19 protein-coding genes and 1 pseudogene are annotated in these 20,953 nt (G+C 69.5%); 9 read left to right on the plus strand and 11 right to left on the minus strand.

What is annotated here, in order from left to right:
* Positions 1–101 precede the first annotated feature (101 nt).
* The 7 genes from ON21_RS17735 to ON21_RS17765 all read right to left on the minus strand — a co-directional run bounded on the left by ON21_RS17735 (position 102) and on the right by ON21_RS17765 (position 7,884).
* A complete protein-coding gene (locus ON21_RS17735; RefSeq protein WP_039799252.1) occupies positions 102–1,247 on the minus strand; it encodes an acyl-CoA dehydrogenase family protein in 1,146 nt (381 codons plus the stop codon).
* A 442-nt stretch (positions 1,248–1,689) separates the two neighbouring features.
* Complete coding sequence (locus ON21_RS17740; RefSeq protein ID WP_051020907.1) at positions 1,690–2,586, minus strand: lysophospholipid acyltransferase family protein; 897 nt, start codon at positions 2,584–2,586, stop codon at positions 1,690–1,692.
* A gap of 238 nt (positions 2,587–2,824) precedes the next feature.
* Positions 2,825–4,252 carry a GTPase HflX gene (hflX, locus tag ON21_RS17745; protein ID WP_051020909.1) on the minus strand — a complete coding sequence of 476 codons (1,428 nt, stop codon included), beginning with the start codon at positions 4,250–4,252 and terminating at the stop codon, positions 2,825–2,827.
* A 190-nt stretch (positions 4,253–4,442) separates the two neighbouring features.
* Positions 4,443–5,324: a diaminopimelate epimerase gene (dapF, locus tag ON21_RS17750; RefSeq protein WP_039799301.1), complete on the minus strand. Its 882-nt coding sequence runs from the start codon at positions 5,322–5,324 to the stop codon at positions 4,443–4,445.
* A 33-nt stretch (positions 5,325–5,357) separates the two neighbouring features.
* Positions 5,358–6,194: a TrmH family RNA methyltransferase gene (locus ON21_RS17755; RefSeq protein ID WP_039799253.1), complete on the minus strand. Its 837-nt coding sequence runs from the start codon at positions 6,192–6,194 to the stop codon at positions 5,358–5,360.
* Positions 6,191–7,123: a tRNA (adenosine(37)-N6)-dimethylallyltransferase MiaA gene (gene miaA, locus ON21_RS17760; RefSeq protein ID WP_039799254.1), complete on the minus strand. Its 933-nt coding sequence runs from the start codon at positions 7,121–7,123 to the stop codon at positions 6,191–6,193. Before miaA ends, ON21_RS17755 begins: the two co-directional genes overlap by 4 nt.
* Entirely contained in the window at positions 7,120–7,884 is a 765-nt protein-coding gene (locus tag ON21_RS17765) for a class III extradiol ring-cleavage dioxygenase family protein (protein ID WP_039799255.1), read from the minus strand. The genes miaA and ON21_RS17765 overlap by 4 nt, the downstream gene beginning before the upstream one ends.
* A 240-nt stretch (positions 7,885–8,124) precedes the next feature.
* On the opposite strand from ON21_RS17765, the gene ON21_RS17770 reads away from it, so the two are divergent.
* Positions 8,125–9,501: a DUF349 domain-containing protein gene (locus tag ON21_RS17770; protein WP_039799257.1), complete on the plus strand. Its 1,377-nt coding sequence runs from the start codon at positions 8,125–8,127 to the stop codon at positions 9,499–9,501.
* Positions 9,502–9,519: 18 nt separating this feature from the next.
* Here the strand turns inward: ON21_RS17770 and ON21_RS17775 are convergent, their stop codons facing one another.
* Complete coding sequence (locus tag ON21_RS17775; protein WP_245562640.1) at positions 9,520–10,251, minus strand: Rv2732c family membrane protein; 732 nt, start codon at positions 10,249–10,251, stop codon at positions 9,520–9,522.
* Positions 10,248–11,801 carry a tRNA (N6-isopentenyl adenosine(37)-C2)-methylthiotransferase MiaB gene (gene miaB, locus ON21_RS17780; RefSeq protein WP_083880697.1) on the minus strand — a complete coding sequence of 518 codons (1,554 nt, stop codon included), beginning with the start codon at positions 11,799–11,801 and terminating at the stop codon, positions 10,248–10,250. Before miaB ends, ON21_RS17775 begins: the two co-directional genes overlap by 4 nt.
* A gap of 260 nt (positions 11,802–12,061) precedes the next feature.
* Here miaB and ON21_RS17785 point away from each other — a divergent pair, with 260 nt between their 5' ends.
* The 8 genes and pseudogenes from ON21_RS17785 to ON21_RS17815 all read left to right on the plus strand — a co-directional run bounded on the left by ON21_RS17785 (position 12,062) and on the right by ON21_RS17815 (position 18,429).
* A complete protein-coding gene (locus ON21_RS17785) occupies positions 12,062–12,790 on the plus strand; it encodes an amino acid ABC transporter ATP-binding protein (protein WP_039799304.1) in 729 nt (242 codons plus the stop codon).
* Between the two features lie 51 nt (positions 12,791–12,841).
* Complete coding sequence (locus tag ON21_RS17790; protein WP_039799258.1) at positions 12,842–13,678, plus strand: glutamate ABC transporter substrate-binding protein; 837 nt, start codon at positions 12,842–12,844, stop codon at positions 13,676–13,678.
* Positions 13,679–13,786: 108 nt separating this feature from the next.
* Entirely contained in the window at positions 13,787–14,467 is a 681-nt protein-coding gene (locus tag ON21_RS17795) for an amino acid ABC transporter permease (protein ID WP_039799259.1), read from the plus strand.
* Positions 14,464–15,366: an amino acid ABC transporter permease gene (locus ON21_RS17800; RefSeq protein WP_039799261.1), complete on the plus strand. Its 903-nt coding sequence runs from the start codon at positions 14,464–14,466 to the stop codon at positions 15,364–15,366. Before ON21_RS17795 ends, ON21_RS17800 begins: the two co-directional genes overlap by 4 nt.
* A 198-nt stretch (positions 15,367–15,564) precedes the next feature.
* Positions 15,565–15,903, plus strand: a pseudogene (locus ON21_RS40170) (FAD-dependent oxidoreductase); the annotation flags it as partial.
* 169 nt (positions 15,904–16,072) lie between these two features.
* Complete coding sequence (locus ON21_RS40175) at positions 16,073–17,086, plus strand: flavin monoamine oxidase family protein (RefSeq protein ID WP_245562641.1); 1,014 nt, start codon at positions 16,073–16,075, stop codon at positions 17,084–17,086.
* Positions 17,076–18,029 (plus strand): DMT family transporter, encoded by a 954-nt coding sequence (locus ON21_RS17810; protein WP_039799264.1) that lies wholly within the window; start codon positions 17,076–17,078, stop codon positions 18,027–18,029. The genes ON21_RS40175 and ON21_RS17810 overlap by 11 nt, the downstream gene beginning before the upstream one ends.
* Positions 17,977–18,429 carry a GlcG/HbpS family heme-binding protein gene (locus ON21_RS17815; RefSeq protein WP_039799266.1) on the plus strand — a complete coding sequence of 151 codons (453 nt, stop codon included), beginning with the start codon at positions 17,977–17,979 and terminating at the stop codon, positions 18,427–18,429. Before ON21_RS17810 ends, ON21_RS17815 begins: the two co-directional genes overlap by 53 nt.
* A 486-nt stretch (positions 18,430–18,915) precedes the next feature.
* Here ON21_RS17815 and recX read toward each other — a convergent pair whose 3' ends face one another.
* Positions 18,916–19,572 carry a recombination regulator RecX gene (recX, locus tag ON21_RS17820; protein WP_083880698.1) on the minus strand — a complete coding sequence of 219 codons (657 nt, stop codon included), beginning with the start codon at positions 19,570–19,572 and terminating at the stop codon, positions 18,916–18,918.
* Positions 19,573–19,768: 196 nt separating this feature from the next.
* Positions 19,769–20,812: a recombinase RecA gene (gene recA / locus ON21_RS17825; RefSeq protein WP_039799269.1), complete on the minus strand. Its 1,044-nt coding sequence runs from the start codon at positions 20,810–20,812 to the stop codon at positions 19,769–19,771.
* Positions 20,813–20,953 lie beyond the last annotated feature (141 nt).

The following is a 20,953-nucleotide window of genomic DNA, read 5'->3' on the forward strand; positions in this document are numbered from 1 at the left end:
CCGGGCGACCGGCGGACGACGAGTCCGTCATCACCTCGGGAGGCGATTGTGCCGCAACCCGGGCCGACGCCAGCTGTCGCCCCGAGCCGGACCTCGTGTGATCAGGCGAGCTTCAGGCTGCGCCCGATGATCTCCTTCATGATCTCGGTGGTGCCGCCGTAGATGGTCTGGATGCGGGCGTCCATGTAGGCCTTGGCGATCGGGTATTCCTTCATGTACCCGTATCCGCCGTGCAGCTGCAGGCAGCGGTTGATCAGGTCGAGCTGCTCCTCGGTGCTCCACCACTTGGCCATCGCCGCGTCCTCCGCGGTCAGCTTGCCCTCGTTGAGCAGTTCGATGAACTTGTCGACCATCAGGCGCACCGCGGTGGTCTTGGTGGCCAGTTCGGCGAGCACGAACCGGGTGTTCTGCAGCGCGCCGATCGGCTTGCCGAACGCCTTGCGGTCGCGGACGTACTGCACCGTCATATCCAGGCAGGACTCCATCGCCGCCGCCGCCATGACGGCGATCGACAGGCGTTCCTGCGGCAGGTTCTGCATGAGGTGGATGAAGCCCATCCCCTCGGTGCCGAGCAGATTCTTGCCGGGCACGCGCACGTCGGTGAAGCTCAGCTCGGCGGTGTCCTGGGCCTTGAGGCCGAGCTTGTCCAGGTTGCGGCCGCGCTCGAAGCCGGGCATGCCGCGCTCGACCACGAACAGGCTGAAGCCCATCGCCCCCTTCTCGGGGTCGGTCTGCGCCACCACGATCACGATGTCGGAGTTGATGCCGTTGGTGATGAAGGTCTTGGCGCCGTTGAGGATCCAGTCGTCCCCGTCGCGCACCGCGCGGGTCTTGATGCCCTGCAGGTCCGAACCGGTGCCCGGTTCGGTCATCGCGATCGCGGTGATGATCTCGCCCGCGCAGAAGCCGGGCAGCCAGCGCTGCTTCTGCTCGTCGTTGGCCAACTCGAGCAGGTAAGGCGCGATCACATCGTTGTGCAGCGAGAAGCCGAGGCCGGAGTACTGGCCGCGTACGCACTCCTCCGAGACGATGGCGTTGTAGCGGAAGTCCTTCACCCCGCCGCCGCCGTACTGCTCCGGCATGGCCATGCCGAGGAAGCCCTGCTTGCCCGCCTCGAGCCAGACCTCCCGGTCGACGATCCCCTGCTCCTCCCACTTCGCGTGATCGGGCGCGACGTGCTGATCGAGAAACTTGCGGAACGACTCCCGGAACAGTTCGTGCTCGGGTTCGAACAGTGTGCGTTCCACGCCAACCTCCTAGTGACCACACCGGCCGGTCCACACCGACCAGTCGTTGCCCCATACCGTACCCGGAAAGAGAATCGCTGTTCACTTCTGGGGCCAGAACCATGGTCTCACCAGGAGCGGTTGCCTGCGTCGAGTTCAGGAGACGAGATTTCCGGCAAACACGGCGGAGGACGCCGAGGCATCGCACAGCATCGTCCGCGACAGGCGGCGCGCGCGTCGTATCCGCAGCGGCGACCGGCTTCCTCATGCTCGACCTCGGCATGGACACCGACGAGCCGGGTGTATCCCTGTGGCGTTTCATGATCGCGAGCTTTATCGCTCGCTCGGCTTCGAGCCCACCGGAGAATTGGTCGATGACGAAACAGAGGCTGTCCTGCGCTGGTGAGCGCGCTCCGGGCGCCGGGGTTGGATCGCCACCGACCGCTGCTCACCGAGCCCGACGTCAGCGTTTCAGCCAGCCCCGCAAGCGGCCCACCAGAGTGCGGCCTTCGTCGCGCTCGCGCTCGGCGAAGAGGAAGTTCATCTCCTCCTCCAGCGCTTTGCGCACCACGTCGCGGAATTCCAAGGTGGCGGCGTGTATGTCGCCCGCATCGCGCCAGGGCGCCGGGTCGATGGGCGCGCCCGCGGAGAAGTAGAAGCGCTCCGGCCGCGGGATGACGGTGGGGCCGACGCCCCGGATCAGCGGCGGCGTGAGGTCGCGGCTGAGACCGAGCGCTTCCACTGTCCAGCGCAGCGGGCGCAGGACCGGATGGTCGCCGTCGACCACGATGTCGTAGGCGTCGTCGACGCCGATCATCGCGACCGGGACGATGGGCGCGCCCGCCTCGATGGCCATGCGCGCGAAACCGCTGCGTCCCTCCCACTTCAGCAGGTACTTCTCATCTTTACGCCGGACCGCCTCCCGGCCGCCGCCGGGGAACACCATCACGGCCTCACCACGCCGGAGCAGGGCCAGGCAGTTCGACCGCGTCCCCCGCACCGCGCCGTAGTGGTGCAGGATGTGACGGACACCGGGCACATTGATCAGTACGTTCTCCGCGAGACCGCGGATCAGGCGGCCGCGGCGGCGCAGCACCTCGGGCAGCAGCATGGGAGCGTCGATGCCGCCAAGTAGGTTGTGGTTACCGACCAGCAGCACCGGGCCGTCGGCCGGGATGTTCTCCAAGCCGTAGAAGCGCGGGCTGGTCCACGCGCGCAGTGGCGCGAGCAGGGTGTCGATCACCCGCAGATCGGTGTCGGTCAGCGAAACCGACAGCGGCGCACCGTCGCTGAGCGCCGGATCGGCGCTGTTCGCGGTGCCGGAGCGCCGGGTGCGGGAATCGGAGCGGACGTCCGACATGAACCCTCCTGGTGTCGATTCGATGACGATAGCGCAACGAAATCGACTGCGTCGCACCGGATGTGCGCGTCGCGTCCCGACACGCCCGATCCGGTCGATCGACCAGCTCGTTCGCCGTCCCGGCAAGCCCGCCGCGAACTCGCACTTCGGGGACGGCAACGCGGGCGTCGGCGCACGTTCCGAGGCACGTCCACACGGCACGGACCACTGACGTTCACTGTCGAAACGGGCGCTCGCCCTACTCCTGCGTACCGTTCGTCCCCGCGTGCGCGTACTCCGACAGGGCGGCGGCGAGAGCATGCGGCACACGCGCGCGGACGCGGGTTCCGCCCTCCTCGTGGTCGGAGCCCAGGATGCGGCCGTCGGCGTGGATGCGGGCCAGCAGGTCACCGCGCGTGTACGGCAGCAGCACGCTGATCTCCACGTCCAAGCCGCCGAGCATCTCGGCGAGCCGCTCGCGCAGCGCGTCGATGCCCTGGCCGCCGCGCGCGGAGACGAACGACGCGTCGGGCAGCAGCGCACGCAGGTTGGTGAGCTCGGTCGGCCCCATCGCGTCGGTCTTGTTCACCACCAGCAGTTCGGGCGGGGCGGGCGTGCCGGATTCCTTGATCACGTCCGTGATCACCTCCCGAACCGCCTTGATCTGCTCCGCGGGCAACGCGTCGGAGCCGTCCACCACGTGCAGCAGCAGGTCGGCGCCGGTCACCTCCTCCAAGGTGGAGCGGAACGCCTCGACCAGCTGGGTCGGCAGGTGCCGCACGAAGCCCACGGTGTCGGTGAACACGACCTCGCGCCCGTCGTCCAACTCGGCCCGGCGGGTGGTCGGATCGAGGGTGGCGAACAGCGCGTCCTGGACCAGCACGCCGGATCCGGTGAGCTTGTTCATCAGGCTCGACTTGCCCGCGTTGGTGTAGCCGACGATCGCCACGGACGGGATGCCACTGGAAGTGCGGCGCGCCCGCATGGTGTCGCGCGCGGTCTTCATCTCGCGGATCTCCCGGCGCAGTTTGGCCATGCGCTCCCGGATGCGACGACGATCGGTCTCGATCTTGGTCTCACCGGGACCGCGCAGACCCACACCGCCGTTGCTGCCGGCGCGGCCACCGGCCTGCCGGGACATCGACTCACCCCAGCCACGCAGCCGGGGCAGCATGTACTCCATCTGGGCCAGCGAGACCTGCGCCTTGCCCTCCCGGGAGGTGGCGTGCTGGGCGAAGATGTCCAGGATCAACGCGGTCCGGTCGACCACCTTGACCTTGACCACCTTCTCCAGTGCGGTCAGCTGGGCCGGGGTCAGCTCACCGTCACAGATGACGGTGTCCGCGCCGGTCTCCAGCACCACAGAGCGCAGCTCGTCGGCCTTGCCGGAGCCGATGTAGGTGGCCGGATCCGGCCGGTCGCGGCGCTGGATCAGCGCTTCCAGCACCTCGGAACCGGCGGTCTCGGCGAGCGCCGCCAACTCCGCCATGCTGGCCTCGGCCTGCGTGGCGGTTCCCGTGGTCCAGACTCCGACCAGCACGACGCGCTCCAGGCGCAGCTGCCGGTACTCGACCTCGGTGATGTCGGTGAGCTCGGTGGACAGGCCCGCCACGCGGCGCAGCGAGCTACGGTCCTCCAACTGCAGTTCACCGGTGGTGGGATCGGCCGACCAGCCCGATCGCTCCATCCGTGCCCGGTGCTCGGCCACGACGTCGCCGGTCACCGTGTCTCCGCCGGATACGCCGCCGTCGGCCGCTTCGGCGGCGCGGTCGCTCGCGTCCGCCGGAGTGAATTCATACGTCTCTGATTTCCTCATACACCATCCATGCTGCCACGACATCACCGCAGCACGCACCCGGTTATCGGGCGCGATGCCGCTACCGGCCGTCCCACCAGGACCCGGCGAGGCGGCCCGTGGCCAGCAGGACCGACGGCCCGCGCAGCCAGGCGGAGCCGCGTTCGAGCCCGACGGTCAGTGCGCCGCCGGGCACCCGGACCGTCACGCGGCCGGAATCCGCGCCGATCCGGAAGCCGTCGGCGGCCAGCGCCGCGGCGGCCGCGGCGACGGTTCCCGTTCCGCAGGAACGAGTTTCGCCCACGCCGCGCTCGTAGACCCGCATGTCGACCGACCGCTCGGCGTCCAGCGCCGTGACGATCTCGACGTTCACTCCATGCGGGAACAGGTCCGGATCGAAGCCGGGCGGCACGGTGAGGTCGAGCTTGCCGAGCGCGTCCGCGGACATGCCCGGATCGACACAGGCCAGATGCGGATTGCCGACATCGATACCGATGCCGGGCAGCGCCCAGCCCGCGATGGTCGCGGTGGACGGGCCGAGTTCGCGCACGCGGCCCATGCCGACGGTGACGTCCCCGGTGACCGTGTTCCCGGTGTGTACGGTGACCGGGCGCGCCCCGGCGCGGCTGCCGACCACGAAACTGTCGCGGGTCTCCAGCCCCGAGGCGTGCAGGTAGTGCGCGAACACCCGCACGCCGTTGCCGCACATCTCGGCGATCGAGCCGTCGGCATTGCGGTAGTCCATGAACCAGTCGTCGGCGCCGACTTCCTCCGGAAGCTCCGCGAGCACACCGGCGGCCCGCAGCGCACCGGCCCGCGCGACCCGCAGCACGCCGTCCGCGCCGAGCCCGCGCCTGCGATCACACAGCGCGCCGACCTGCTCGGCCGTCAGCGCGAGGGCGGCTTCCGGGTCCGGCAGCACCACGAAATCGTTCTCGGTGCCGTGGCCCTTGGTGAACTCGATATCCGGCACGTGCGATGTCTCCCTGTCTCGTCGTCACTTGGCAAACGTCCGGCGCTGCCGGGAAATTTCGTAGAGCGTCACCGCGGCCGCCGAGGGCGCACCCAGCGAGCTGGCCGTGCCACCCATCGGGATGTGCACCATGTCGTCGCAGGCCGCTTGCCAGGCGGCGCTCATGCCGCTGGTCTCGTTGCCGACGACGAGGATGGTCGCCTCGGTGAAGTCGTAGTCGTAGGCGGCGTGCGTGCCGTGCTCGTCGGTCCCCACGATGCGGGTCGGGATGCCGCGGCGGATCTGCCGGTTGCGGAACTCCAGCACCTGCGCGGGCCCGGCGGCGCGGATCACCGGCACGGCGAACAGCGAACCGGTCGACGCGCGCACGGCCTGGGGGTCGTACTGGTCGGCGCCGTGCCCGGTGACGATGACGCCGCTGGCGCCGAACGCGTCGGCCGAGCGGATCAGCGTGCCCAAGTTGCCCGGCGAGTTGGGCCGGTCGAACACCACGACCACCGGCGCGTCCTCCCCCGGCTCACCCGGTTCGAAGGTCTCCAGCTCGGGCTGCCGCGACTCCGCGACCGCCACCAGCTCCGGTACCGCGCCGGACTTCTCGCCGAGTTCGGCCATCAACTCGGGCACCAGGCCGACCTGCGGCACACCGCAGGTGTCCAGCACTTCGCGCGCCCAGCCGGACAGCTCGGGGCCGCCGAGGCGGTACAGCAGCGTCTCCAGCGGCCAGTCGTTGGCGATGGCCTGCGTGATCGGACGCACCCCCTGCACCAGGAAACGACCGTCGCGATGACGCTTGGTGCGGTTGTTGAGGTAGGCCTGCCACACCTGGACGGAGGCGTTGCGCGTGCTCACACGTCGGGTCACTGCGGAGTCCGTTCTTTCTCGTCGAGCAGGGCCAGCGCGGTCGCGGCCGGATCCGGGGCAGCGCCGTCCACCCACCGCACCCGGGGATCGCGCCGGAACCAGGAGCGTTGCCTGCGCACGTAGCGCCGGGTACCGATCAGGGTGCGTTCCTGAGCGTGGTTCAGGTCGTATTCGTTGTCCAGATGGGCCAGGACTTGTGCGTAGCCGATGGCCCGCCGGGCCGTGACGCCCTCGCGCAGGCCGCACTCGATCAGGCCCTGTACCTCCTCGACCAGTCCGCCTTCGAACATGGCGGCGGTGCGCCGCTCGATCCGCGCGTCCAAGGCCGCCGTCTCCCGGTCGACGCCGATGATGACGGTGCCCCAGCGCGGCTGCCCGATGGTGGGCGCCGAGGCGGCGAACGGCTGACCGGTGAGTTCCACGACCTCGAGCGCACGCACCATCCGGCGCCCGTCGGTGGGCAGGATGGTGGCCGCGGCCGCGGGATCGGCCTCGCGCAGCGCCGCGTGCACGGCCGCGACGCCCTGTTCGGCGAGCACCGACTCCCAGCGCGCCCGCACGGCCGGATCGGTGGCCGGGAACTCCCATTGGTCCAACAGTGCCTGGACGTACATCATCGAGCCGCCCACGATGACCGGCACCCGGCCGCGTCCCATGATGGCGACGACGTCCGCGCTCGCCGCCGCCTGGTAGGCGGCCACGGACGCGGTGTCGGTCACGTCGAGCACGTCGAGCTGGTGGTGCGGGATGCCCCGCCGCTGCGCGACGGGCAGCTTCGCGGTGCCGATGTCCATGCCGCGGTACAGCTGCATGGCGTCGATGTTCACGATCTCGCCGCCGAGTCGTTCGGCCAGGTCGAGGGCCAGATCGGATTTGCCGGTGGCGGTGGGGCCGACGACCGCGATCGGAGTGATGCCGCGGGCCGTCACGGCGCGTCGTCTCCCGCGGGCCGCCAGAGACTCACGTGATAGCCGACGCCGAACGGTGCGTCGCAGTAGCGCGTCTCGACCAGCGGGTCGGCGCCGAACAAGCCGGCCAGCACCTGGTAGGCCGGGCGGCCCGCCAAGCCCAGTTCGGAGCACAACCCGGGGTCCAGGGCCCGCAACGCGGCGCGATCACCCGCGCTCAGCGCGTGGTCCAGCCGGTCTTGCACCGGACGGGCCCGTTCATCGAGGTAGCCGGGGGCCTTGACAGACAGCGTCGCCGCGCCGTCGGCGACGACCAGCACACCGCGCGCCTCGTCGTCGCCGTCCAGCTCGGCACGCAGCTTCGCCCCGGTCTCCTGGCAATGCTCCGCGGGCGCGTCCGCGGGAACGATGCGCGCCTCGGCGACCGCGTCCGGAGCGACCTGCCCGCGCAACCACCCGCCGATCAGGACGGCCAGCGGCAATTCGGCGTCGGCCGGTCGCGTTCCGGCGACCGCCGCACGCGAAAGGCCGACCCGCACGTCCACGCCGAAGCCACGGAACGTGCCGACGGTCTCGGGACCGAACGTACGGTCACCGGCGCCGACGCCGACCACCGTCCAGTCGCCCGTCACGGCCGCGAAGGCGCGCACGATGTCGAGCACGGCGGACCGCAGCACCGCGCGCGGATCCGAATCCGCTGTTCCCGCCGTGTCCGCCGGACCACCGCACAGCTCGGGGACCAGCACGGGCGGCGATGGAACGAGGGCGGCGACGGAGAACACGTCGTAACCGTAGTCGTTGCGGGGACCACCGGTACCTCCCGGCTTCGAGTGTCTCTGCCGGAAACACCGCCGGGATTGATAGTGTTCGAGGAGCTACAACCCAGGTCATCAGGGGTTGGAATCCCCGGGATTCCTCCGTGGGAAGGCATGGATCGATGGTCACAAGGGCTCGGACCGGGTTGAATGGGATGAGCTAGGGCGTAATCAGGCAGCCGTGACGCGCGGCAGGGACGAGGAAAAATGACCGACAGCAACGGAACCGCGAAAGCCGGCCCCGGCAAGATGCCCCGTTCTTCCGGTGCCCCGAAACCGGGCCGCTCGATTCAACCGCCCAAACCGCACGCGGTCAAACCCGCCCCGGGCCCGGCCCAGCAGCATCCCCATCCCGTCGTCGTGCCCACCGTCTCCGATCCGAGCCTGTGGGGCCGGGTCGACGAAGACGGCACCGCGTGGGTGAAGACCGCCGAGGGCGAACGCCAGGTCGGCTCGTGGCAGGCCGGTGACGCCGCCGAGGGCCTGGCCCACTTCGGCCGCCGGTTCGATGATCTGGCCACCGAGGTGGCACTGCTGGAGGCCAGACTGGCCGCGGGCGCGGACGCGCGTAAGACCAAGGCCGCCGCCGTCGCGCTGGCCGAGTCGCTGCCGACCGCCGCCGTGATCGGTGACATCGAGGGCCTGGCCCGGCGCCTGCAGGCCATCGCCGAGCACTCCGAAGAGGCCGCCGCGCACGCGAAGGAAGAGAAGGAACGCGCCCGGCACGAGCACACCGAACGCAAGGAGGCGCTGGCCGCCGAGGCGGAGAAGATCGCCGCCGAGTCCACCCAGTGGAAGGCCGCGGGCGATCGGTTGCGCGAGATCCTCGACGAGTGGAAGTCGATCAGGGGCGTGGACCGCAAGGTCGACGACGCGCTGTGGAAGCGCTACTCCAAGGCGCGCGAGGCGTTCAACCGCCGTCGCGGCGCGCACTTCGCCGAGTTGGATCGCGAACGCGCCGCCGCCAAGGCTCGCAAGGAAGAACTGTGCGTGCAGGCCGAGGAACTGTCCGGCTCCACCGACTGGGTGGCCACCGCGGGCGTCTTCCGCGACCTGCTCACCGAGTGGAAAGCCGCCGGGCGCGCACCACGTGAAGCCGACGAGGCGCTGTGGCGGCGCTTCAAGAGCGCGCAGGACGTCTTCTTCGCCGCCCGCAACGCCGCGGTCTCCGAGCGCGACGCCGAGTTCGAGCAGAACGCGGCCGCCAAGGAGGAACTGCTGAACGACTACGCCTTCATCGATCCCTCCGCCGACCTGGAAACGGCCCGCAGCGCGCTGCGCGAACTCCAGGAGAAGTGGGACGCCATCGGCAAGGTGCCGCGCGAGCGCATGCAGGAGCTGGAAGGCAAGCTGCGGTCGATCGAGAAGCGTGTGCGCGACGCGGTCGACGCGCAATGGCGGCGCACCGACCCCGAGGCGATGGCCCGCGCCGCCCAGTTCCGCGAGCGGGTGGCACAGTTCGAGGAGCAAGCCGCGAAGGCGCAGGCCGCGGGCAAGGCCCGCGACGCGGAGAAGGCGCTGGAACAGGCCAAGCAGTGGCGGGAGTGGGCCGAGGCCGCCGAGGGCGCCGTCAGCAATCGCTGAGATCGCAGGCCGGTGCGGTCAGGAATCGCCCATGAGGCGACGGCGGTCGCGTTCTTCCGCGGCCGCGGCGGCGTTGCGGCGCTGCTCCTCGGCGGCCAGGTGCAGCGCGGTACGGCTCCACACCACCCGGATCCAATGGAAGGTGAGCACGACGGTCACGATCGCGCCGAGGATCAGGCCGATGCCGGGGCCCGCGCCGACGTAGTTGCCGAGCCCGGGCGTCTGGCGGTGCCAGATGGACAGTACGCCGAACACGCCGGCCACGGCGCTGCCCGCGACCGCGATCCAAGCCAGCACCCAGCGGCGGGTCATCAGCGCAAGCATCGAGAACCCGATGCCGAACACCACGACGAACCAGACGAAGATCCGCGAGGGCAGCCCGATGTGCTCGGCCCGCGCGACGTCGGTGTTCAGCAGCACGTCGAAGCCGCGCGCCCCGCCCGCGTGCGGCAGCACCAGCGAGGCCAGCAGCAGAAAGACCGCCCCGGCCACGACCATCGCGCGGACACCCGGATCGATCTCACCGGCGATCTTGCGCTCGACGGCGTCGAGATCGTCGCGGAACTGTTCGAAATCGGCGGTGCTCTCGGCGGAGCTCACTGAGTCCTCGTTTCGTTCGTCTGCGTCGGGGCGCGCGGGCTCGTGCCCCTGGTCGGCCGCGGACGCGCCGCGCTGGTTCTCGCCGGACGCGGGGACAGCCCCATCGGCGCCACGGGTGGCGTCGTCGTTGTCGTCCGGGCTCGTGGTCATGCGCCGCAGCCGGTCGAGCAGCCCGCGGCCGCGGGTTCCGGGGCGGGTGCGCCGATGCGGGGCAGCCCGAGACCGACCCCGATCGGCGCGGTCTTCGGCGTGACACCGCGTTCGTGCGCGTCACCGGCGCGGGTGCGGCGGTGGCTCTTGATCGCGGCATCGGCCACCAGGTGGTGCGGCGCCGCGGCGGTGATGTCCACCGTGACCAGATCGCCGGGGCGAATCGGCTCGGCGGTGCCGCCCGGGCGGAAGTGCACCAGCCTGCCGTCGCGGGCGCGACCGCTCATGCGCGCGGTGGCGGCATTCTTCTTGCCGGCGCCCTCGGCGACCAGCAATTCCACCTCGGTGCCGACCAGCTCGCGGTTGGCGGAAAGGGAGATCTCCTCCTGCAGCGCGATGAGCCGGTCGTAGCGCTCCTGGACTACGGCTTTGGGCAGCTGATCGGGCATGTCGGCCGCGGGCGTACCCGGCCGCTTGGAGTACTGGAAGGTGTACGCGCTGGTGAAACGCGCCTGCCGGACCACGTCGAGGGTCTCCTGGAAATCCTCCTCGGTCTCGCCGGGGAAGCCCACGATGATGTCGGTGGTGATCGCGGCGTGCGGCATCGCGGCGCGCACCTTGTCGATGATCCCGAGGTAGCGCGCCTTGCGGTAGGAGCGGCGCATCGCCTTGAGCACCCGGTCCGAACCCGATTGCAGCGGCATGTGCAGCTGCGGGCAGATGTTCGGGGTCTCGGCCATGGCCTCGATCACGTCGTCGGTGAACTCCGCCGGGTGCGGCGAGGTGAAGCGGACCCGCTCCAAGCCGTCGATGTGCCCGCACGCGCGCAGCAGCTTGGCGAACGCGCCGCGGTCGCGGGGTTCGTCCGGGTCGGCGAACGAGGCGCCGTAGGAGTTCACGTTCTGGCCGAGCAGCGTCACCTCGAGCACGCCTTGGTCCACCAGCGCCTGCACTTCGGCGAGCACGTCACCGGGGCGGCGGTCGACCTCCTTGCCGCGCAGCGAGGGCACGATGCAGAAGGTGCAGGTGTTGTTGCAGCCCACCGAAATGGACACCCAGCCCGCGTAAGCGGATTCGCGCTTGGCGGGCAGCGTGGACGGGAACGCCTCCAGCGACTCCAGGATCTCCACCTGAGCTTCCCGGTTGTGCCGCGCCCGCTCCAACAGCACCGGCAGCGAACCGATGTTGTGGGTGCCGAAGACCACGTCCACCCACGGCGCCTTGCGCACGACGACGTCGCGATCCTTCTGCGCCAGGCAGCCGCCGACGGCGATCTGCATGCCGGGATGGCCCGCCTTGATCGGCGCCAGGTGACCGAGCGTGCCGTAGAGCTTGTTGTCGGCGTTCTCGCGCACCGCGCAGGTGTTGAAGACGACGAGGTCGGCCGTCGCGCCGGGCGCGGCCTTCACGTAGCCCGCGTCCTCCAGCAAACCCGACAAGCGTTCGGAATCGTGCACGTTCATCTGGCAACCGAAGGTGCGGACCTCGTAGCTGCGTGCTGTGCCCTCGGCGGGCGCAGGAGACAACACTGCCTGTCCGATCGAATCCACCCGTCCAGGGTACGGGGCGGCCTCCAGCGGCTTTCGCGGGCATCGACGCAGGACTCGGGGCGATCCGCGGTCGACGGCGGAGGAACCGGGAGGTTACACCCACGTGTCGGATCGGCGCGGCGGGACGGTGTGTCGCGGAAAGTCGGGCAAATTTCCGATTTTTGCCTAAGGTCATGACCATGACCGACGACGACGCCGCGCCCGCCACGACCGGGGACGCCTCTGCCGGGGCCGTCAATGCCGCCACAAGCGGACCGCCGATGATCTTGATGCGCAAAGTGGACAAACACTTCGGCGACCTGCACGTACTCAAGGACATCAACCTCGAGGTGCCCAAAGGGCAGGTCGTCATCGTGCTGGGGCCATCGGGGTCCGGTAAGTCGACGCTGTGCCGCACCATCAACCGGCTGGAGCCGATCGATTCCGGCGACATCGCCATCGACGGCGTCCCGCTGCCCGCCGAGGGCCGCGCTCTGGCCGCGCTACGCGCCGACGTCGGCATGGTCTTCCAGTCGTTCAACCTCTTCGCGCACAAGACGATCCTCGAGAACGTCATGCTCGCGCCGGTCAAGGTCCGCAAGATCAAGAAGGACGATGCCCGGACCCGCGCCATGGAGTTGCTCGACCGGGTCGGCATCGCCGACCAGGCCGACAAGTACCCGGCGCAGTTGTCCGGCGGCCAGCAGCAGCGCGTCGCCATCGCCAGGGCGCTGGCGATGAACCCGAAGGTGATGCTGTTCGACGAACCGACCTCCGCGCTGGACCCGGAGATGGTCAACGAGGTGCTGGAAGTCATGGTGTCTCTGGCCAAGGACGGGATGACGATGCTGGTCGTCACCCACGAGATGGGCTTCGCGCGCCGCGCGGGGAATCGGGTGCTGTTCATGGCCGACGGCCAGGTGGTGGAGGACGCGGCGCCGGACGCCTTCTTCACCGCCCCGAAGTCCGAGCGAGCGAAGGACTTCCTGGGCAAGATCTTGAGCCACTGACCTGCCGGACACAGCGGCCAGCACACCCACTGGATAGGGAGAAGGAACTCGATGAGGATCAATCGCGCTCTGCGCATCGGTGTCGGAGCGATCGCCCTGACACTCGCCGCCGCGACCGCCACCGCGTGTGGCGGCGGCGGCGACAAATCCGCCCTTGATCACGCCAAGGACGGCAAGCTCACCATCGGCATCAAGTTCGACCAGCCGGGCCTCGGCCTGCGGAACAAGGACGGGTCCTACAGCGGCTTCGATGTCGAGGTGGCCAAGTACGTCGCCGGGAAACTGGGTGTGCAGCCGAACGACATCACGTTCAAGGAAGCGCCGTCGCCGCAGCGTGAGACTTTGATCGAGAACGGACAGGTCGACTACATCGTCGCCACCTACTCGATCAACGACAAGCGCAAGGAGAAGGTCGACTTCGCCGGGCCTTACTACGTCGCGGGACAGTCGCTGCTGGTGCGCGCCGACAACACCGACATCAACGGCCCGGACAACCTGAAGGGCAAGAAGGTCTGCTCGGTGAAGGGCTCCACTCCGGCCCAGAACATCGAGAAGAACTACCCCGACACGCAGTTGCAGACCAACGACACCTACTCGCTGTGCCTCGAGGGCCTGCGCGCCGGATCGTGGGACGCGGTCACCACCGACGACATCATCCTCGCCGGTTACGCGGCGCAGAGCAGCGGCGCGTTCAAGGTGGTCGGCAAGCCGTTCACCACGGAGAACTACGGCATCGGGTTGAAGAAGGGCGACAAGGAACTGCGCGACAAGGTCAACGACGCGATCGAGGCGATGATCGCCGACGGTTCCTGGAAGAAGGCGTTCGACTCGACCGTCGGCGCCTCGGGCTACCAGGCCCCGCAGCCGCCGACGGTGAACCGGTACTGAGCGTCCGCACCCGTTCGCCCCAGTACGGGTGGCCCGTCCCCGACCGGGCCGGGCCACCCGCCGCACCTCCCCTGACCATCGAGACCCGATCGGAGGAACGCGTCCGCCGTGTTCGACCTGATCTCGAGGTACGACAGCCAAATCCTCGAAGCCTTCTGGGTGACCATCCAGCTGACCGTGCTGTCCGCGGTCGGCGCGCTGATCCTCGGCACCGTCGTGGCGGCGCTGCGCGTGTCTCCCGTGCCGGTCGCCCGCTGGGTCGGCACCGCTTATGTCACCATCTTCCGCAATACTCCGCTCACGCTGATCATCGTGTTCATGTCGCTGGGCCTCTACACCACGATGGGCTGGCGCCTCGCGGGTGAGGGGCCGAACTCGCTGGCACAGAACAATTTCCGCTTCGCGGTCGTCGGCCTGAGCATCTACACAGCCTCCTTCGTCTGCGAGTCGTTGCGCGCGGGCATCAACACCGTGCCGATGGGCCAGTCCGAGGCGGGCCGCTCGCTCGGGTTCGGCTTCTTGCAGAATCTGCGGCTGGTCGTGCTGCCGCAAGCCTTCCGATCGGTCATCGCCCCGCTGGGCAGCGTGCTGATCGCGCTGACCAAGAACTCCACCATCGCCTCGGCGATCGGCGTCGCCGAAGCCGCGACCCTGATGGCGGAGATGACCGAGACCGAGGCCGCGGTCCTGGCGATCGGCGCGATCTTCGCGCTCGGCTTCGTGATCCTGACCCTGCCGACCGGCCTGTTCTTCGGCTGGCTTGCCAAGAAATACGAGGTGGCCCGATGAGCGCAGGCGCTTCGGTCCTGTTCGACGCGCCGGGCCCGAAGGCTCGGCTGCGCAACAACGTCTACTCCCTGCTGGTCGTGGTCGCCGTGGTCGCGGCGGGCTGGGTGCTCTATCGCGGTTTCGCCGACAAGGGACAGTTCACCGCCGAGAAATGGAAGCCGTTCCTGGAGGCGGAGGTCTGGTCGACCTACCTGCTGCCCGGTCTGCGCGGCACGGTCGTCGCCGCGCTGCTGTCCATCGTGTTCGCGCTGATCATCGGCATGATCTTCGGCGTACTGCGGCTGTCGGACCATCGCATCGTGCGCTGGGTCGCGGGAGCCGTCGTCGAGGTGGCACGCGCCATCCCCGTGCTGATCTTGATGATCTTCCTGTTCGCGATGTACTCCGAGTACGACGTGTTCGAATCCGAGGATCTCGCCCTCGCCGCGGTGGTCACGGCGCTGACCGTCTACAACGGCTCGGTCATCGCGGAGATCGTGCGCGCGGGCATCCGCTCGCTGCCGAAGGGGCAGACCGAGGCGGCCGTCGCGCTCGGCCTGCGCAAGAACCAGCTGATGCGGTTGATCCTGCTGCCGCAGGCGATCACGGCCATGCTGCCCGCGCTGGTATCGCAGATGGTGGTGGCGCTCAAGGATTCGGCGCTGGGCTACCAGATCACCTATGTCGAAATCGTGCGTTCCGGCCAGCAACTCGGCGCGGCCGAACAGAACACGATTCCGGCGCTGATCGTCATCGCGATCATCATGATCGCGCTCAACAGCGCGTTGACGCTGGTGGCGACCAAGCTGGAGCAGCGGCTGCGGGCACGCAAGCGCGGGAAGGGCGGCGGCGCGGTCGTCGCCGCGGACTCGGTCATCACCGACGCCGCGCCCGGCGTCGACCTCGGGCAGAAACCCTGAGCCGACTGCGAAATCGTTGCCGCGCAAGCGAACTGGTTACCGCGCGGCAATAGTGCACGGCGCCGGAGTGTTGCGCTCGAGCTGAGCGCAACACTCGTGCCCCCGGCGGCGCCCGGTCAATCTCGTAGGCATACGCCGATCCCCGGTATTCGACCGGTGGGACGGTCATCAATGCGTCATACCTACGGGAGTTGATCGATGACCAGCCGTACCTCCGACCTTCTCTTCGACGAGTCCTTCTCCTTCCCTGGCGAACTGCGCCGCCCGGGCCACGCGGGCCCCGCGCGGGTCGCGGTGATCGGCGCGGGCGCGAGCGGTCTGGCCGCCGCCTACGAATTGCAACGCCACGGTCTGGATGTGACCGTTTACGAGCGCACGGCGCGTCCCGGCGGGCGGGTGCGCACCTGGCGGTTCTGGGACGGCACCCACGGTGAACTCGGTGCGATGCGGATTCCGGGCAACCATCACTGCACGCTGCACTACGTCGACGAGTTCGGCTTGGCCACAAGGCCTTTCGTCAACGCGAATCCGGATGCGTACTATCTGCTGCGTGGCCACCGGGTGCGCAGGTCCCAGGTGGAACAGGTGCTGCCCGCCTATCAGCTGTACGAGGCCGAGCGCACCGACCCCTTGCTGGTGCTCGAGCGGCTGCTGCGCGACGCCTGGCTCGGCCTCGGCGATCATCGACGCAAGGCCCTGCTGGCCGGTGACGTGGCCGACCCGGAGCTGGACCGGCTCGCGGCGACCTCGCTGTGGCAGTTCACCCGGCAACGGCCTCTCGCCGGACGCCTGGGATCTGATCGGGCATGCCAGCGGACTGCTGCACTACGAGCACGCCTCGCTGCTGGAGGTGCTCGTGGACTACTTCGGATTGTTCAATGTGGACCAGCTGGAACTGGTGGACGGTACCGACGCGCTCATCCGCGGTTTCACCGACGCGCTGCGCCCCGGCAGCCTGCGGCTGGCCACCCGCATCACCGAGCTGCACGTCACCGGCGAGGGCGTGCGATTGCGCGGCGAGCGGCACGGCGCCGCGCTCACCGACGAGGTCGACTTCGTGATCTGCGCGGTGCCCGCACCCGGCCTGGACCAGATCGACATCTCCCCCGTGCTGCCCGCGCCCCAGCGGCAGGCGATCCGCGGCATCAGTTACGCCAGCAGCACGAAGACCCTCGTTCACGTCCGGGAGCGGCACTGGGAGCACGTCGACGGCATCTTCGGCGGCGGCAGTTTCACCGATCTGCCGATCCAGCAGGTGTGGTACCCGTCCGACAACGCCCGGCTCGCTCCCGGGACGACCCGCTGGAGCGCCGCGGATCCCGAACGCTCGCACGCGCCGGCCGTGCTCACCGCGGCATACCTGTGGGAGAACAACGCCAGGCGGTTCGCCGCGCTGCCCGAGAGCGACCGCACCAGAATCGTGCTCGCCTCGCTCGAGCAGCTGCATCCCGGCCTGACCGGCGTCGTCGACGACGTCGTGCACTGGACCTGGGACGAGCAGGTCGGCATCGGCGGCGGCGCGTTCGCCTACCTCGCGCCGGGACAGCACGCGCGCTACCTCGCGGAAATCGGCGCCCCGCATCCGCATTCGGCGCCGCGGGTGTTCTTCGCCGGCGAGCATCTCTCGGTCGCGCACGCCTGGATCCAAGGCGCGCTGCAATCGGCGCTGGAGTCGGTGCGCCAAGTGCTGGATCAGGTGAGCGTGCCACGTGCGGCTTGATCGCGCGACCTGGGTGCTCGCCTCGGTGAGCGCCGTGTGGGGCGCCAGCTACACGGTCACCGGCTGGGGCCTGCGCGAACTGGACGTGGTGACCTTCAACGCGATCCGCTTCGCCGCGGCCGCGCCGCTACTGCTGCTCCTCACGCTCGCCGTGGAGGGCAGGCCCGTCATCGCACGCCGGTGGTGGCCACGCCTGGCCCTGTCGGCGGCGATCGGCATCGTGGCGTATCAGCTGGCCTTCAGCGCCGCCGTCGCGCTCACCACGGTCACCGAGTCCGCCATCCTGATCGCGCTGTCACCGTTGTGGACCGCGCTGCTGGCGCGGCTGACCGGAGAGCCCGTCCGCGCCGCCGTGCTGATCGGCGCCTGCGTGGCGATGGCCGGTGTGATCCTGGTGGTCCTCGGCCGCGGGGCGGGCCACTCTGCGCCGAACCGCGTGCTCGGTGACTCGGCTGCCCTGGCCGCGTCGGCACTGTGGGGCGCCTACCCGGTCGTCACCCGCCCCCTGCTCACCGACCACAGCCCCCTGCGGGTGACAGCGTGGGCTTCGGTGATCGGCGCCGCGATACTGCTGCTGCTGCCCGTGGCATCCGCACCGGCACCGCCGCGCGAGCTGCCGAGGTGGTCCGGAACGACCGTGGTCTCGCTCGCCTTTTCCGTGCTGGCGGTGACCATTTACGGCCTCGTGGCGTGGTACTGGGGCGTGCGGCGGGTGGGGTCGGCGCAAACGATGGTCTTCATGTTCGCGGTGCCGGTGGCGGCGGCGGTGTTCGCGGTGACGGCCGGCGCGGAACGCATCACCTGGCCGCAGATCGCCGGTGCGGGTCTCGTGCTCGCGGCGCTGACCTACAGCCAGCACGATTCGAAAATCCTCGACACAGGAGTAGGAAATGACGGTAACCACGACCTCGATCACGCTGGAACACGCGACGCTCATCGTTAGCGAGGCGCTGGCCTACGGCGCCGCGCAGGGGTTCGACCCGCTCACGGTGGCGGTTCTCGATCCCGGCGGCCATCTCGTCGCATTACAACGCCAGGACGGCTCCGGCATACTGCGACCGCAGATCGCGATCGCCAAGGCCTGGGGCGTGCTCGGCCTCGGCGTCTCCAACCGCGAGATCGCCCGCCGCGCGGCGGCCGCGCCGACGTTCTTCACCTCGGTGGCCGCGCTCGCCGAAGGCCGCATTCTCGACGTGCCCGGCGGTGTCTTCATCCGGGACGCGGCGGGCGGGATCCTCGGCGCGGTCGGTTCCACGGGGGCGGCGACCTCCTTGGAGGACGAACGCGCCGCCGTGGCGGGCATCGAGGCCGCCGGTCTATTCGCCGACACAGGAGAGGTGTAGCCCGACGATGCCGCACCCCAAACCCGCGCAGCGTTGCACCTCCGCCGCGGCGGTACGAAGGGTACAGACCTCGACCGCCGCGGGCCGAGCCCCGATCGGCTGTCCGAGCAGCGACAATCAGCAAACCGATCGAAAACGCCGTAGTCGCCCGCGATTTCGCTAGCACGGCGGCTGCGCCGGGCCGTACCCCGAGCAATAGCCGCACATCGACCATCCGTATCCCGCACAGCCGACCGGCGTGGAGCGCAGTTGTGAGCGGGATACGGCTTCGCCCCACCGGGCCGGATCCGGTCGGCGCCGACCGTGCGCGCTCTCCCCGCACGACCGCGCAAGGCTTCGGCGGTGGTGACCAGGTGCCGACTCCGGTGAGGTCGGTACGGCCGACGAACTTCCACCAACTCGCGCGGTTCGCCTGCCGCCGGTACACGACAACACCTCGAACTGGTGGAGTACGGCTCCCGATCGCCGGGAGCCGCATGGGCGAGTTCAGTCGATGGTCTCGTCGAGGTCGCCCTCGAACCCCTGATCGGCAAGTTCGGCCTTGACCACCCGATACGCCGTGGACTGGCCGTAGCCACGGCGGGCGAGCATGCCGACGAGGCGGCGAATCATCTTGTCCCGGTCCAGATCTCGCGGTAGCGAGCGCAATTTGCGGCGGACCAGCTCGGCGGCGCGGGTTTCCTCGTCGTCGGTGGTGATGGCGTCGAGCGCCGCCGCGGCATCCGATCGCGGGACGCCCTTGCGCCGGAGTTCTTGCGCGAGCGCCTGTTTGCCTTTACCGGAGAAGGTGTGCCGGGAGTGCACCCATTGCTCGGCGAAGGCGGCGTCGTCGACGAGACCCACTTCGCCGAGGCGATCGAGCGCCCGTTCGCTCACTTCGGCCGAGTACCCCTTGGCGGCCAGACGCCGAGCCAGCTCGGCACGGCTGCGGGCGCGAACGGCGAGCAAGCGGAGACACGCCTCCTTCGCCTGTTCGACCGTTCCGCCTTCGGATCCGGCCGCTCCCGGATCGGCTGAGCGTCCTTCGGCGAGACCGGCGTCGGCCGAAGGCGAGCCGGAACGTGCCCGCGCGCCCCGGGGACCAGGCCGGGACCCAGCCGGACGCGCCCGCTGCGGATCGGACGCGTCCGGCCGAGTTCCCATGGTGTCCGGCGCAACCGAACCATCTTCGGCTCTCCGGACGAGCTCGATGTCCTGTCCGCGGGACCGGACCCCGTCTGGCGACCCGGAGGCGGACAGAAGTTCTTCCAGCCGACGCCGCATCTCCTGCACCGCGTCGGCCCGTGACCGCCCGGAATCGGCCGGAGCCGTTCCGGGCGAGCGACGGCTGTGCGTCGGCTCAGAAATCGGCGGGCACCTCCGCGGCCGCATCGGCCGTCACGTCGGCGCCGATGCCGAGCTTCTCCTTGATCTTCTTCTCGATCTCGTCGCGGACGTCGACGTTCTCCAGCAGGAACTTGCGGGCGTTCTCCTTGCCCTGGCCGAGCTGATCGCCCTCGTAGGTGTACCAGGAGCCGGACTTGCGGATGAAGCCCTGCTCGACGCCCATGTCGATGAGCGAGCCCTCCTTGGAGATGCCGTGCCCGTAGAGAATGTCGAACTCGGCCTGCTTGAACGGCGGGGAGACCTTGTTCTTCACGACCTTCACGCGGGTGCGGTTACCCACCGCGTCGCTGCCGTCCTTGAGCGTCTCGATGCGGCGCACATCCAGACGCACCGACGCGTAGAACTTCAGCGCCTTGCCGCCGGTGGTGGTCTCCGGCGAGCCGAACATCACGCCGATCTTCTCGCGCAGCTGGTTGATGAAGATCGCGGTGGTGCCGGAATTGTTCAGCGCGCTGGTCATCTTGCGCAGCGCCTGGCTCATCAGGCGGGCCTGCAGGCCGACGTGGCTGTCGCCCATCTCGCCCTCGATCTCGGCGCGCGGCACCAGCGCGGCCACCGAGTCGATGACGATGATGTCGATGGCGCCGGAGCGCACCAGCATGTCGGCGATCTCCAGCGCCTGCTCACCCGTGTCGGGCTGGGAGACCAGCAGCGCGTCGGTGTCGACGCCCAGCTTGCGGGCGTAGTCCGGATCGAGCGCGTGCTCGGCGTCGATGAACGCCGCCACCCCGCCCGCGGCCTGCGCGTTGGCCACCGCGTGCAGCGCCACGGTGGTCTTACCCGAGGATTCCGGACCGTAGATCTCGACGATGCGGCCGCGCGGCAGGCCGCCGATGCCCAGCGCCACGTCGAGCGCGATCGAGCCGGTGGGGATCACCGAGATGGGCTGGCGCGCCTCCTCGCCGAGGCGCATGACGGCGCCCTTGCCGAAGCTCTTCTCCACCTGGGCCAGCGCGAGCTCGAGCGCCTTGTCCCGGTCGTACGCCTGTGGTGCCATGTCCTGATCCCCTTTTCGACGGGTAAGTCTCGTTCTGTGGTTGGCGCCTACAGTAGAGCGCGGCACCGACAAGTTCTGGCGCCCAGCCTAGACGAACAGATGTTCGAGTCAAGCGACGCGCCCGGCGTGCATCACGCCGCT

The organism is Nocardia araoensis NBRC 100135 (genome assembly GCF_000308435.1).
In the GTDB taxonomy this organism is placed as follows: domain Bacteria; phylum Actinomycetota; class Actinomycetes; order Mycobacteriales; family Mycobacteriaceae; genus Nocardia; species Nocardia araoensis.

What these genes read in the sequence shown, in the direction of transcription:
- ON21_RS17740 (WP_051020907.1), bottom strand. Translation starts at nt 2,586, where the DNA reads ATGTCGGACGTCCGCTCCGATTCCCGCACCCGGCGCTCCGGCACCGCG.
- hflX (WP_051020909.1), bottom strand. Translation starts at nt 4,252, where the DNA reads ATGGAGCGATCGGGCTGGTCGGCCGATCCCACCACCGGTGAACTGCAG.
- ON21_RS17770 (WP_039799257.1), top strand. Translation starts at nt 8,125, where the DNA reads ATGACCGACAGCAACGGAACCGCGAAAGCCGGCCCCGGCAAGATGCCC.
- ON21_RS17775 (WP_245562640.1), bottom strand. Translation starts at nt 10,251, where the DNA reads ATGACCACGAGCCCGGACGACAACGACGACGCCACCCGTGGCGCCGAT.
- ON21_RS17785 (WP_039799304.1), top strand. Translation starts at nt 12,062, where the DNA reads ATGATCTTGATGCGCAAAGTGGACAAACACTTCGGCGACCTGCACGTA.
- ON21_RS17790 (WP_039799258.1), top strand. Translation starts at nt 12,842, where the DNA reads ATGAGGATCAATCGCGCTCTGCGCATCGGTGTCGGAGCGATCGCCCTG.
- ON21_RS17800 (WP_039799261.1), top strand. Translation starts at nt 14,464, where the DNA reads ATGAGCGCAGGCGCTTCGGTCCTGTTCGACGCGCCGGGCCCGAAGGCT.
- ON21_RS17815 (WP_039799266.1), top strand. Translation starts at nt 17,977, where the DNA reads ATGACGGTAACCACGACCTCGATCACGCTGGAACACGCGACGCTCATC.
- recX (WP_083880698.1), bottom strand. Translation starts at nt 19,572, where the DNA reads ATGGGAACTCGGCCGGACGCGTCCGATCCGCAGCGGGCGCGTCCGGCT.
- recA (WP_039799269.1), bottom strand. Translation starts at nt 20,812, where the DNA reads ATGGCACCACAGGCGTACGACCGGGACAAGGCGCTCGAGCTCGCGCTG.